This is a genomic window from Ruegeria jejuensis (assembly GCF_041537905.1).
Taxonomy (GTDB): Bacteria; Pseudomonadota; Alphaproteobacteria; order Rhodobacterales; family Rhodobacteraceae; genus Ruegeria_C.
This window is the reverse complement of record NZ_JBGRUO010000004.1, coordinates 194,900-208,582: the sequence shown is the minus strand read 5'-3', so window position 1 is coordinate 208,582 and position 13,683 is coordinate 194,900. Positions and strand designations below refer to the sequence as shown.

Sequence of the window (13,683 nt, the reverse complement as noted above, 5' to 3'; positions counted from 1 at the left end):
CCGACCAAGCTTCTGACCGGAAATACTCGCGGCTGAGGTTTTGCAGCGACTAGGCCAGAGCTCAACTATGGTCTTTCTGGATCACAACAACGCCCGGTTTGGCGGTGGGAGGTGCGCCAGTAATTGAGTAACGCCGACCGACCAACTGCAACGTCACGGGCTGCTGGTTTTGTGCGGAAATCATGTGGCCCTTGGCCCTCAGAATATCCGGATCAGCTGACAACGTTTGGGCAAAAGCCTCGGGGTCAACAGGCTCTGACATCGCAAGGACATTTGTAACGAGACGAATGCTATGTGCGCCTCGACTTTGCCCGGGTTTTTTGAGTGCCTCGATATGGCTTAGGATCAATTCGCTATTGACGTCTTGCCCCCGGCTTTCGACGACACCGGCCAAAGGGGCGTGTTCGTGGACGATGTCGAGGCTTCGGCGCATCTGATCTGGGGAGGCCAAATCGCTCTTCGTCAGGATCACAACGTCAGCAGAGTCAAGCTGCCGGCTGATGGTGTCAGCGATGTATGTGTCGTTGAGATGGCCAGGCAAGGTTTCTGCATCTGCAAGGATGACGATGCCATGGACCCGGATATCGTCCCCGAAAAGTCCTATTGCAGAGCCTATAGCGCCGGGCAATGCGACACCGGATGCCTCAAGCAGGACATGATCGGGCGCGGGATCGAGCTTCTGAATTTGCGTCAAGGCGAACATCAGGTCATCGCCATAGGAACAACAGACGCACCCCCCTGCCAGAACAGTCAGGTCACCTTCCTGCGCCTCGATCAGGTCGGCATCTATCGGCAGGCTGCCAAATTCGTTTACCAGAACCGCGAGGCGTTGCCCTTGCGCGTTTCGCAGCAGGTGATTGACCAGGGTAGTTTTGCCTGCACCGAGATAGCCACCGATAATCGTGAGGGGCAGAGCGGGGTCAGACATCACACGTTCCAAAGACCTTGCCGCCAAGCACGGTTCCCCAAACCCTTGTCTCGTTCAACCGCTCGACGCCCATTTCTTCGGGATCGTCTTCAAGCACCGCAAAATCCGCGCGTTTGCCTGTTTCAATCGACCCGAGTTCCTTGTCCAGATGCAAGGTGTAAGCCGCCCCCAAAGTAATCGCGCGCAGCGCCTGATCCAGGGTGATCTTCTCGGCCTCGCCAAGAATACGGCCGGACGCTGTCCGCCGGTTCATGGCGCACCAGGCCGTGAACAACGGGCCCAGCGGCGTTATGGGCGCGTCGGAATGGACGGCAAAGGGAACACCCTCGCGCACGGCGGTTCCCGCAGCGTTCATGCGTTCGGCGCGCTCTGGTCCAACGGTCAGTTCATAATGCTGATCGCCCCAGTAGTGGTGGTGATTGGCAAACAGGTTCACGCAAAGACCCAGCTCCTTGATTTGTCGGAACTGCGCTGTATCCGCAAGTTGGCAATGTTGCAGCGTAAACCTGTGATCGCGCGCCGGGGCCTTTCGCAAGACGCGCCGCATGGTATCCAGAACCAGCTGTGTGGCCTCATCACCGTTGGTGTGGGTATGGACCTGGATTCCCTTGCGCAGCGCGTGTTCGAGAATATAGGCCAATTGCTCCGGCGCGATGTACCAAAGCCCGTTTGGCGCACCATTGTAATATCCCGGCGCACGCAAGCGGGCCGTAAACCCCTGGATCGAGCCATCGACGACGATCTTTATCCGCCCCAACCGTAGCTTGTCGGTGGATTGCGGCGCCAGCGCCTCGACATGCGCGATCAGGTCTTCCGGGCTGACGCCGTGATGGAACCGCAGCGGTACGATGCGTGCCGGATAGCGGTCGTTTCCGGTTACATGTCGCAGAGTTTCAACCGCATCTTCTGGCAATCGGGCGGCCAGATCGGTTGCGGTGGTCACACCGGCACGTACACACAGCCTGCCAAAGCGCCACATACCATGTTCGTCGCAGGACAGCATATCCCTGTCAAAGCCGACATGGATCGAAACCGGGCTCATGACGTCCGGACCTCTGAGCTCACCCGTTGGCAGACCATCATTCCCAAGGGGCACCCCCTCGTGATTGATACCGGTGCGCATCAGGCCGGCCAGTTCCAGTGCTTTGGAATTGACATTCATGATGTGACCGGAGGCATGCATGACACCAATCGGGCGCGTGCTTGAAATCGCATCAAGCTGGTGGCGGGTGATTTTCTGATTGTCGAAATAGATGGGATCAAGCGACCAGCCGGGAAGCGGCGCGTCCGGACTATCAAGCCTTGCTTCCGCGGCGGCAAGTTTGGCCAGCATTTCATCGACGGTTTTGCACCCTGCCTGCATCTCACCCTCAGGCGACATTCGGTCAAAGAAGCCGACATAGGTGTGGGACCAAAGGGCACCTTCCTGCAAATGGCAGTGACCTTCCACGAGGCCCGGCATAAGAACCTTGTCGGCAAACCGGTCATCTATCCTGTGCTGGCCCCAGCCTCGGAGTTCTTCCAAATCGCCCGCGCCCAGAATGACGCCGTCTCTGATAGCAACATGCCTCACGACAGGACGCCGAGGGTTCATGGTCAGGATTTTTCGGGCGGAGAAAATTGTAATCATTGGCGTGACAGTCCCAGGATGCCTGCTGCACCTGTGAAGCTATGAGGTTTTCAATGCAGCAGAAACTAGATTTAATGATCAGAGAAACTCTGTTTTTTGGAGGAATCCATGTCACTGGCTCTGACCCTGAAACAGATGCGCTATGTCGAGGCTGCCGGGCGCCTTGGATCGATCACTCGTGCCTCCGAGGCGATGAGCATTTCGCAAAGCTCGGTAACCGCCGCGATTGACTCGCTTGAGGCAGAGTTGGGTTTCGACATTTTCAACCGCGTCCCGGCGAAGGGCCTGCAGGCGACACCCGCAGGGCTGGATGCGCTGCGGCTTGTCAGTCGCTTCCTGTCACACCACCGGGATTTCGAGACAGAGCTTCAGGCGATCGGCGGCGTATTGACCGGCACGATACGGCTGGCCTGTTTCGCAACAGCCGCGGCGACGTTTCTTCCACCAGCGATCGAACGGTTTCAGGCAGATATTCCGGGCGTTCGGTTTGAGCTGGTTGAAGGCAATATGGACACTGTCATTGATTTTCTGGAATCCGGACAGGCTGATCTGGCCTTCAGCTACAAAGAGGTCATCACCGATCAGCAGAGTTTCGAACTGATGGTGGATCTGCCCCATTACGCCATGGTGAATGCGCAGGATCCGCTTGCCCGGCAACCCTCGGTCCGGCTGGCTGATCTGACCAATCTTCCGATGATCAGTTTAAGTCTGCCGCGTTCCCGCGCCTATTATTCAGACCTTTTTGAAAAAGCGGGATTATCGGTCAATGTGGTTCATACTTCATCATCGGTGGAAATGATCCGTACTCTGGTCGCATCGGGGTTCGGCTTTACCATCCTCAATGCACGGCCCGCGACGTCGTCGCTGGCGCAGCGTGGATGCTCGGTTGTTCCGATCTCTGATCCGATCCCGGCGCGGCCCTTCGGGATCGTGACCCAATCGCGCATCGTTTCGCCAAGGCCAGTACGGCATTTTATGGAACATTGCACCGCCTTGCGCGACGAAGGCGTGTTTGAAGAGATGGCCGTAAGATTGCCCTGAACAACCCCTCGAAATCTCGGCCGAGGCGCGACAGCTGGCACCTGTCTTGGACATAGCAACCGTGTTTGATCTGACCCGCATTCACCATAAAATGTGGTATATGGCCTCATTAAATCTATTTTGCCGTGGCCATGGCTGAGCCTACGCTCTCAGAAAATCCAACAAAAAAGCTTCTGTTTCCAACCGAGGAGGTCCTACGATGACCACATTTCTAAAGGCATTGACGCGTTCAGCGGTCGCTGCGGCGCTGCTTGTCAGCGCGGCCTATGCCGATGAACCGGTCAAGGGCGGCACTTTGATCACGACTCTGCCGCAGACACCCCGCCACCTGAACCCTGCGGTTCAATCCGGCATTGTGACAGGTGCGCCAGGTGCGCAGCTCTTTGCAGCGCCGTTGCGGTATGACGAAGACTGGACGCCGCAGCCTTACCTTGCAGAAAGCTGGGCCTGGTCCAATGACGGTTTGTCGATGACCCTGAATCTGGTGAAAGATGCGCGCTTTCATGATGGCGAGCCCATCACATCCGAGGATGTGGCGTTTTCGGTAGAGACGATCAAGGCCAATCACCCGTTCAAAACCATGTTCGGTGTCGTCGATTCAGTCGAGACCCCAGACGAGCACACGGCTGTATTGAAGCTCAGCCAGCCCCACCCGGCACTTTTGCTCGCGATGTCTTCACAGCTGATGCCGATCATCCCCAAACATATCTACGGTGATGGACGAGACCCCAAATCCCATCCGCGAAACGGTCAGGATGTCGTTGGCTCTGGGCCCTTCAAATTCGTGGAATTCACACCCGATCAACAGGTTATCCTTGAGCGCAATGATGATTTTTTCATCGAAGGCCGCCCCTATCTGAATCGTATCGTCTATCGCATCATCAAGGATGCCGCCGCGCGCTCCATCGGTATGGAGAATGGCGAACTGCACATGACCACCTTTGAAAACACCGTGCGTAACATCAAACGGATGTCGGAGAATGAAAACATTACCGTCACCGACGAAGGCTATGCCGCGATCGGACCGATCAACTGGCTGGCCTTCAACACCGGTCAAGACGGTCCGCTCGCCGACAAACGGGTGCGTCAGGCTATTGCTTATGCCGTGGACAAAGAGTTCATCCTGAACGCTATCATGCTGGGCCTGAGTCAGGACGCCAAAACGGGTATTCACCCCGGGTCACCGCTCTATTACGAAGGCGTAAACGGATATGACTTTGATCTCGACAAGGCAAATGCGCTGCTGGATGAGGCCGGATATCCGAAAGACGCAAACGGTATTCGTTTTGCCCTGACCATAGATCACGGAAACCCGACCACGAAACCGCAGGCTGAATTCACCAAAGCATCGCTGGCCAAGGTCGGCATTGACGTCACGGTTAACTCCTTCGTGGACTTTCCCACATGGGCCAGCAAGATCTCGAACCACGATTTCGACATGACCTGGGATACCGTGTTCAACTGGGGCGATCCCGTGATCGGTGTGCACCGCACCTATGACAGCCAGAACATCAAGGAGGGGGTCATCTGGTCCAACACGCAGCAATATACGAACCCCAAGATTGACGAGTTGATGAACGCCGCCGGGCAAGAGATCGACTCGGAAAAACGCGCGGCGCTTTATCGCGAGTTTCAGGAGATTCTCGCCGAGGACCTGCCAGTCTACTGGACCAACACGCTGCCCTACCACACGGTTTATTCCAACAAGGTGGGCAACCCGCCTCTGGGGATCTGGGCGTCATCCTCGCCCTATGACCTTGTTTACCTGAAAGAAGAATAAGACAGTCAAGTAACCCTGTCCCGAGCCTCGGGGCAGGCAACTTCGGGGTTGGGCATGGCGTTTTTGAAAGTTCTGGCGCAGCGCATTGGTTACGCAGTGGTGCTGCTTATCGCCGTGCTTGTCCTGAATTTCACGATGATCAACCTCGCCCCCGGCGACGTGGTTGACACGATCGCCGCCGATATGGGCGGCGCGAATGCCGAGTTGATGGCGCAAATCCGCGCCGAATACGGTCTGGACCAACCGATCATTGTTCAGCTTGGGCAATATATCGGCAGGGTCTTGCAGTTCGATCTGGGTTATTCGTATTTCTACAACCGACCCGTCACCGAACTGATCTTCGAACGCCTGCCAGCGACCCTGCTGCTGGTATTCGCGGCCCAAATCTTCGCATTGATACTGGGCATCCTGCTGGGCGTATTCGCGGCCCAAAAGCCAAACGGACTGTTCAGCCATATCGTGACGCTTTTTGCGCTATTCGGATACGCGGCCCCGGTTTTCTGGACCGGAATACTGCTTCTGATTGCCTTCTCGCTCAAGATTCCACTATTTCCGGTGGCCGGTATGCGCGACGTGACGATTGAGGGCGGGTTTTTCCCGCAAGCACTCTCCATCGCGCATCACCTCGTTCTGCCGATGCTCACACTGGGCTCGATCTTCATCGCGCTCTATTCAAGACTTTGCCGGGCTTCGATGCTGGAAGTTCTGGGGTCGGACTATGTGCGGACCGCCAAGGCCAAGGGCCTGCGCCCACGCGATGTCGTCATGAAGCACGCGTTAAAGAACGCCTTGCCGCCGGTCGTGACACTGGCGGGTTTACAGTTTTCGGCGGTGATCTCTGGCGCGGTACTGGTCGAGACCGTGTTCTCCTGGCCGGGTCTGGGACAATTGGCGTTGACCTCGATCCTGGCCCGGGACACGCCTACGATATTGGGCATATTGTTTTTCTCGGCGCTTGTCGTGATCGTCGGCAACCTGTTGACGGATGTTGTGTTGCGCATGATCGATCCCAGAGTCAGGGGGCGCGGATGAGTGATCAGAAGACGATAAAGGCGCGGTCGCCCTTTGCCGAGGCGTTCGAGATGTTCCGCCGTAATCATGCGGCTGTGGCAGGATTGATCGTCTTGCTGTTGATCGTCGGCGTCGCGATATTCGGACCGCTGGTCTATCCCGGCAACCCGTTCGACATGGTCTGGGCGCCTTTCACGCCTCCGGGGCAGGATGGGTACCTGTTAGGCACGGACTATCTGGGCCGCGATATCCTGTCGCTGCTGATCCACGGCGCAAAGGTCTCGCTGACCGTTGGGTTGGCGGCCGCCTTTGTGACCGTCACGATCGGCATCACCGTTGGGGCGCTTGCGGGGTTTTATCGCGGATGGGTTGAAGAAGTGCTCATGCGCTTTACCGAGTTCTTCCAGGTATTGCCGACACTGCTTTTCTCGATGGTCATCGTGGCACTTTTCGGCGCGTCGTTGACCATGATCACCATCGCCATCGGTCTGGTCAGCTGGCCCGCCGTCGCGCGGATCACCCGCGCCGAGTTTCTGCGCATCCGCGAGCTTGAATACGTGACGGCCGCGCGCGCGGGCGGGGTGCGCAATGGTGGTCTGATTTTTCGGGTGATTTTGCCAAACGCCTTGCCGCCGATCATTGTTCAGGCGGCGCTCATGGTCGGCTCAGCGATCCTGTTCGAAGCGGGTCTGAGCTTTCTGGGGCTGACTGACCCGAACGTGGCCAGCTGGGGCCAGATCATCGGATCCAATCGCGAATACATCCTGGATGCGAGCTATACGGTCACGGTGCCGGGTGTGGCGATCTTTGTGACCGTTCTCGCCATCTCTCTCGTCGGGGACGGCCTGAACGACGCGCTCAATCCAAAGCTGAGACAACGATGACCAGCCCGCTTCTGTCCGTCGAAAATCTACGTATTGAACTGGCCGCGCGCGAGTGGATGGTTCCCGTTGTCGATGACCTGTCAATTTACCTGAACGCTGGCGAAACGCTCAGCATCGTGGGTGAATCAGGCAGTGGCAAATCCATGACCGCGCTTGCCGTCATGGGGCTTTTGCCCTCAATCGGTCGGATCGCACAAGGCCGCATCCTGTTTGAAGGCCGCGATATGACCCATATGGATGACGCGTCGCTGCGCGCCATCCGGGGCAACCAGATCAGCATGATCTTTCAGGAGCCGATGACCTCGCTCAACCCGGTCTACACCGTGGGCGAACAGATCGCCGAGGTTTTGCGTCTGCATAAGGGTCTCAGCAATCAGGACGCCTGGTCCCGTGCAATCGATTTGCTGGATGCCGTGCGCATTCCAGATGTCCGACGACGCGCAAAGGCGTATCCGCATGAAATGTCGGGCGGGCAGCGCCAGCGGGTCATGATCGCCATGGCGCTGGCCTGTCGACCAAAGATCCTGATCGCGGACGAACCCACGACCGCGTTGGATGTAACGGTGCAGGCAGAGATTTTCGAGTTGATGCGCGAGCTGGCACGCGAAACCAGAACCGCAACGATCCTGATCACGCACGACATGGGCGTGGTTGCCGAAATGGCCAATCGCGTGGTGGTGATGTATCGCGGTGAGAAGGTCGAGGACGGAGAGGCAGAGGCGGTGATTCAACGTCCTCAACATCCCTATACGCAAACCCTGATCGCAAGCGTACCGCATCTGACGACCGAAGCCGCGCCGACCGTTGCCACGCAGGCGCCCAACACCGAAAAGCCACTGCTCTCGGTCCGCGACCTGACCGTGCAATTCCCGGTGAAGAAGCGGTTCGGAAAGCGCGAAATGTTCACCGCCGTCAATGGAATAAGCTTTGATGTGATGCGTGGGAAAACGCTTGCGATCGTCGGCGAAAGCGGTTCGGGAAAGACAACTGCGGCGCTGGCTGTGGCCCGCCTTGTTGATGCACAGGCCGGACAGGTCACGCTGGATGGGACCGACATGCTTGGGCTTGAGGGGGAAGACCTGCGCCGGGCCCGCGCCAAGGTTCAGGTCATTTTTCAAGATCCCTATAGCTCGCTCAACCCGCGCCTGCGCGCTGGTGACATCGTTCGCGAACCGCTCGACAATCTGGGAACCCTGCCCGCCTCTGAACGCGATGACAGGATCGCCGAGTTGTTTGACAAGGTCGGGCTGCACCGGGATCAGATGCGGCTGTTCCCCCATCAGTTTTCCGGCGGTCAGCGCCAACGTATCAGCATCGCGCGCGCACTTTCTACCAATCCGTCCCTGATCATCTGTGATGAGGCCGTTTCGGCCTTGGACGTGGTCATTCAGGCGCAAATCCTCGATCTCTTGCAAGATTTGCAGCGTGATTTGAATTTGACTTATTTGTTCATCAGCCACGACCTCGGCGTTGTTCAGCAGGTCTGCGACGAAATCGCCGTCATGTATATGGGCGATGTTGTTGAGTTTGGCGATCGGCAAACGATCTTCTCCAATCCAAGCCAAGCCTATACGCGCAATCTGCTCGCGGCGGTGCCGACGATCGATCGTGCCCGCAATGACTCACCTGCCACGCCCTAGCCCGGATCTTTGCCGTAGATCCTGATCGTCCGGTCCGAAGGGCCGCCGATTCATCCGCTAATACGGGTCATGCCTGTGTGCCTTGTGAGCGCGGTGGTTACGGCAAGCTCCGTTGGAGCGGCAATCACGTTGATTTCGGCCACGCGTCCTCGATCGTCTGAATCATGGGGTTGGTTTGAGGTGGAAATAGGCGGGCTGGGGGGCAAACACACACCCACCCGGCCCTGGCCACAACCGACGCACCCCCCAACTCACACAAGGCTCGATCAATGGCTGGAAAAGAGCGTTATTCACTGGCGAGAAGCGTAGCAAGTTAACTTTCGGGCCTGTTTTTGCCACAAATACGCGACTCGCCCGAAGTGGCTTTGCAATCCAGAGATTCCTGAGGTTTCCGGCACTCTGCGGCGGTTTTTTGGCATAGGACCATCTGAGCTTTTGAAAGAACAATCCAAGCCATTCTGAGCAATTGTCGCCAGCTTTTGCATATAGCGCGCATGCTGGTGGGTTTGCGGCGACGCTATCACCGAACAATTGGCGGCTATACGATCCGCCCGCCGGTGAAGATAAATTGAAGTATCCCACCTTAATGCAAATATTTAACAATGGGTTAGCGTCATGCCATTGGCAGGAAGTCTCAAACAGGAACAATACACTCACGAACCGAGAGTCTGAATATTCCTGGTCCTACGGGAATCCCCCAATAGCGCGGTGTTAGCCGTCTGTTTACCACTTTGGACATGAGGTTCGACAGCCCCCTCTTCGGACCTCAGGCTTTGAGGGGATCGATCAATTACAGGTCGATCCCCCTAACTTTTCTGCGAGCCGGTTATCCACTCGACCAACGCACCGGTTCTACTCCGGCTTTGCTGTTCCAACTCCCCGCTGCACTCTCTGAAACAACCTGCGCGCGCTCTTGTTGAGGGACGGCGCAAGAACTGTCGGAGATGATCGGACTTCCCTTCGACCGCCGTTACGATAGAGTCCGATTTCAAGATGCATCACCTTCCAGAACACTTCGCAAGCCTGATCGAAAGTTACGGTCTCATTGTACTTTTTGTGACGCTGTTCTTTGAAACGTTTGGGCTACCGCTACCCGGAGAAAGCGCACTGGTCGCCACGTCCGCTGTTGCGGCCAATGGATCTCTTAACATCGTGGCGGTTGCTGCGGTCGCCGGCCTTGCCGCCATTGCAGGCGACAACGTCGCCTACCTGATTGGCCGACGCTACGGTCGCGCGCTGATCCTGGCATATGGTGGCCGCTTCGGTATCTCTGAGGCGAAATATCAGGCGGCAGAACGCGCAACGGAGAAATATGGCGCCTATGTCGTGGTCTGTGCCCGGTTTTTTGTATTGCTTCGGCAACTCAACGGTCTGGTTGCTGGCTCGGCAAACATGCCCTGGCCAAGGTTCTTTGTTGCCAACGTAGTGGGCTCCGCGCTTTGGGTCTCATTCTGGGCAACACTTGCCTATCAGTTCGGGCAGCACATCTCTCTGCTGCCGAAAGCCCTTCACCACCTGTCGTTGATTGCAGCCATACTGATTCCGGCAATCCTGGTGCTGGTGTTTGTTTTCGGTCGCAGCGGTCTGAAAGCGCGCAGTTCGGGCGCCAGGGAACCATCTCCATGACGCACCACCCAGCCTACACCTAGTGCTTGTTAGATCTTGGCATGGGCCTGTAACCTACCACGAAAAGGAAGCGGTTCAGAGGAGCCAAGCTGTTGTTGAATATATCTGCGCCTTTTTCTCTTGTATTTCTGGCGATCGTCCCTGCCGCCCTGCTGGATCGATGCACTGGCCCGGACTCCAGCGCGGCTCTGGGTGTGCTGGCCCGGGACAGGGTGGCGTTGACCGCGACAGCCAATGAAATCGTTGTCGACCTGCCGATCGCCGAGGGAACGCCGGTAGAGATAGGCGACGTTCTTGTGCAGCTCGACAATACGCTGCAAAGCGCAAAGCTGAATTTGGCGCAAGCAGAGCTTGAGAAATCAAAGGCGACGCTTCTCAAGCTTGAGATCGGTCCCCGTGAAGAAGAAATTGCCATCGCAGAGGCCAAGGTGGCAGGCGCACAAGCACGTCTGTCAGATGCAGAGGCGATGTATGACAGAAACGCGCTACTGGTGCAGAACTCGGTCGTGACCGAGGCGCGCCTCGAACAGGATCTTGCGCTTCGGGACACGGCCCGTGCCGAGCTTGCCAGTGCCATGGAATCTCTCAAGGAACTCCAGAATGGAACGCGAGCAGAGGATCTTGCCGTTGCCGAAGCAAACGTTCGCGCCGCCGAAGCGCTGGTGGAAGCCGAACAGAATGTCCTCGACAATCTGACGGTCGTCGCAACCCGGGACGGTGTTCTGGATTCATTGCCCTGGAATCTCGGGGAACGCGTCACCGAAGGCAGCCCGGTTGCGGTGATAATTTCCGGGGATACGCCCTATGCCCGCGTTTATGTGCCCGAGCCACACCGGGTCAGCATTTCACCGGGCGACATGTTGCAGGTTCATGTAGACGGCCTGCAGGACGCACTGGATGGCACGGTTCGATGGATCAGCGATGACCCGTCATTCACACCGTATTACGGGCTGAACAAGGATGACCGCACGCGGCTTGTCTATCTTGCTGAAATCGACCTGCCCGGCGCGTCACCCGATCTTCCCGCAGGGGTGCCCGTTCAGGTCGAAATGCCATGACCGATCTGGTGGTTGCCACCAACGGGCTGACGCGCCGGTTCGGAGAAAAGACCGCCGTTGACAACCTCGATCTCGAAATCCGAACAGGCCAGATCTACGGCTTCCTTGGCCCGAACGGGTGCGGAAAAACAACCACCATGCGCATGTTGACCGGCCTGCTGACGCCCAGCAGTGGATCAATATCGGTTTTGGGCCGCCCCATGCCCGACTACGCCGAACCTCTCAAGCACGAGATCGGCTATATGACCCAGATTTTCTCCTATTACCGAGACATGACGGTGCTGGAAAATCTTCGCTTCGCGGCCGAGATCTATGGGATGCCGCGCCGAACCACCAAGGATCGGATCGACGAGTTGCTGGGCACCTACGACCTGACGGAAAACGCCAACCAGCTCACCGGCAGCATGAGCGGTGGGCAACGCCAAAAGCTCGCGCTGGCTGCAACTGTCATGCACCGCCCGAAATTGCTGTTTCTGGATGAACCCACATCTGCCGTAGACCCCGAAACCCGCCGCGCATTTTGGGAGCAACTGTTCGATCTGGTCGATCAGGGCGCGACGATGATCGTCTCGACCCATTTCATGGACGAGGCGGAACGCTGCCATCGGCTGGCCATTCTGGAACATGGCGTCAAGAAAGCGGACGGAACCCCCAGGCAATTGATGAATGATCTGAACGCGGTCGTCGTCGAGGTCGAGGGGGATGGCCTGCGCCAAGTCAAACGCGCTTTGGATGGGACCGGCAAAACACTGTCGACCGCTCAGGTCGGTGCCCGCCTGCGCGTACTGGTCGAAATATCCGAAACCGATCCTGTGGCCATGCTACATTCCGTGTTGCAGGGTTTTCCGGACCTGTCCTTGTCCGTGCAGCGTCCAAACCTTGAAGATGTGTTCGTCAGCGCAACGAAGGGAACCTCGTCGTGATTTCCCCGCGCCGCATCACCGCCGTCCTGAAGAAAGAGCTGCTGCAATTGCGGCGTGACCGGATGACGTTTGGCATGGTGATTATAATACCCCTGATCCAGTTGCTGTTATTTGGCTATGCAATCAACACGAACCTGCGCCATGTGCCCGTCGGCCTGGTGGACCAGGCCAACACCGAATTGTCGCAAACGCTTGTACAGATCGTGCAGGCCACCCAAGTCGTCACCGTCAAAGAGGTGTTCCTGACGCCGGAAGACGCCGAGCAGGCAATCACGGAATCAACGATACGCGCCGCATTGATCATACCGCCCGACGTGGATAGCCGTCTGGCGCGAAGCCCGGCAGTCGGTCTTGGATTGCCCGACGCTACGGACCAGACGAGCAGCCGCCCGGTGGCCCACTGGATCGTCGATGGCTCTGACACGATGGTCGCCAGCGCGATCAAATCTCTGCGCACGATGCCCCTGACCGAGTTGCTGAGACTGCCGCCAAACCGCCAGGTTCCGACATTCGAAGTGACGCTCTATTTCAATCCCGAGCAGCGCTCGGCGGTGAACATTGTCCCGGGCCTCGTCGGCGTCATACTGACCATGACCATGATCCTTTTCACCTCGTCCGCAATCGTGCGGGAACGGGAACGCGGAAACATGGAAATGCTGATCAACACACCGATCAAATCCGTGGAACTGATGATTGGCAAGATCATTCCCTATATCTTCCTCGGGCTGATCCAGGTGGCAATCATACTGGGCCTCGGGCATGTCCTTTTCTCAGTGCCCATTCATGGTGGGCTGGGAACGTTGCTGGTCGTGACACTTCTGTTCATCATCGCCAGCTTGTCGCTGGGGCTGGTGATCTCCACACTGGCGCAGAACCAACTTCAGGCCATGCAGATGACGATCTTTGTCCTGCTGCCTTCAATATTGATGTCCGGCTTCATGTTCCCGTTTGATGGTATGCCGAAACCGGTTCAGGTGATTGCCCAGGTTCTGCCGGCCACCCACTTCATGGACATGATCCGTGGTGTGGTGCTGCGCGACGCATCGCTTTATGCGTTGCGCGGCGACATCTTGTGGATGGTCGGTTTTGCAGTTGTGGGGCTACTGGCCGCAACACTACGCTTCAAAAAGCGGTTGGGGTGAGAACCTGTCCAATGTCAGCG

The 13,683-nt window shown here is 57.4% G+C and carries 11 protein-coding genes; 9 read left to right on the top strand and 2 right to left on the bottom strand.

Annotated features, from left to right (window positions below):
* Window positions 1-61: 61 nt before the first annotated feature.
* Both AB1E34_RS07000 and AB1E34_RS06995 read right to left on the bottom strand, forming a co-directional pair.
* Window positions 62-928: a CobW family GTP-binding protein gene (locus tag AB1E34_RS07000; protein WP_372571620.1), complete on the bottom strand. Its 867-nt coding sequence runs from the start codon at window positions 926-928 to the stop codon at window positions 62-64.
* Window positions 921-2,501 carry an amidohydrolase gene (locus AB1E34_RS06995; protein ID WP_372571619.1) on the bottom strand — a complete coding sequence of 527 codons (1,581 nt, stop codon included), beginning with the start codon at window positions 2,499-2,501 and terminating at the stop codon, window positions 921-923. Before AB1E34_RS06995 ends, AB1E34_RS07000 begins: the two co-directional genes overlap by 8 nt.
* 165 nt (window positions 2,502-2,666) lie before the next feature.
* Here AB1E34_RS06995 and AB1E34_RS06990 point away from each other — a divergent pair, with 165 nt between their 5' ends.
* The 9 genes from AB1E34_RS06990 (at window position 2,667) to AB1E34_RS06950 (ending at window position 13,663) form a co-directional block, all read left to right on the top strand.
* Window positions 2,667-3,599, top strand: coding sequence for a LysR family transcriptional regulator (locus AB1E34_RS06990; RefSeq protein ID WP_372571618.1), 933 nt, complete (start codon window positions 2,667-2,669; stop codon window positions 3,597-3,599).
* A 199-nt stretch (window positions 3,600-3,798) separates the two neighbouring features.
* Window positions 3,799-5,379 carry an ABC transporter substrate-binding protein gene (locus AB1E34_RS06985; RefSeq protein ID WP_372571617.1) on the top strand — a complete coding sequence of 527 codons (1,581 nt, stop codon included), beginning with the start codon at window positions 3,799-3,801 and terminating at the stop codon, window positions 5,377-5,379.
* 54 nt (window positions 5,380-5,433) lie between these two features.
* Window positions 5,434-6,411 carry an ABC transporter permease gene (locus tag AB1E34_RS06980; RefSeq protein WP_372571616.1) on the top strand — a complete coding sequence of 326 codons (978 nt, stop codon included), beginning with the start codon at window positions 5,434-5,436 and terminating at the stop codon, window positions 6,409-6,411.
* A complete protein-coding gene (locus AB1E34_RS06975) occupies window positions 6,408-7,274 on the top strand; it encodes an ABC transporter permease (RefSeq protein ID WP_372571615.1) in 867 nt (288 codons plus the stop codon). Before AB1E34_RS06980 ends, AB1E34_RS06975 begins: the two co-directional genes overlap by 4 nt.
* Window positions 7,271-8,914, top strand: a complete 1,644-nt coding sequence (locus tag AB1E34_RS06970; RefSeq protein ID WP_372571614.1) for an ABC transporter ATP-binding protein — start codon at window positions 7,271-7,273, stop codon at window positions 8,912-8,914. The genes AB1E34_RS06975 and AB1E34_RS06970 overlap by 4 nt, the downstream gene beginning before the upstream one ends.
* Before the next feature lie 993 nt (window positions 8,915-9,907).
* Window positions 9,908-10,540, top strand: a complete 633-nt coding sequence (locus AB1E34_RS06965; RefSeq protein WP_372571613.1) for a DedA family protein — start codon at window positions 9,908-9,910, stop codon at window positions 10,538-10,540.
* 92 nt (window positions 10,541-10,632) lie between these two features.
* Window positions 10,633-11,598 carry an HlyD family secretion protein gene (locus tag AB1E34_RS06960; RefSeq protein ID WP_372571612.1) on the top strand — a complete coding sequence of 322 codons (966 nt, stop codon included), beginning with the start codon at window positions 10,633-10,635 and terminating at the stop codon, window positions 11,596-11,598.
* A complete protein-coding gene (locus AB1E34_RS06955; RefSeq protein ID WP_372571611.1) occupies window positions 11,595-12,521 on the top strand; it encodes an ABC transporter ATP-binding protein in 927 nt (308 codons plus the stop codon). Before AB1E34_RS06960 ends, AB1E34_RS06955 begins: the two co-directional genes overlap by 4 nt.
* Window positions 12,518-13,663, top strand: coding sequence for an ABC transporter permease (locus AB1E34_RS06950; RefSeq protein WP_372571610.1), 1,146 nt, complete (start codon window positions 12,518-12,520; stop codon window positions 13,661-13,663). The genes AB1E34_RS06955 and AB1E34_RS06950 overlap by 4 nt, the downstream gene beginning before the upstream one ends.
* Window positions 13,664-13,683: the final 20 nt, after the last annotated feature.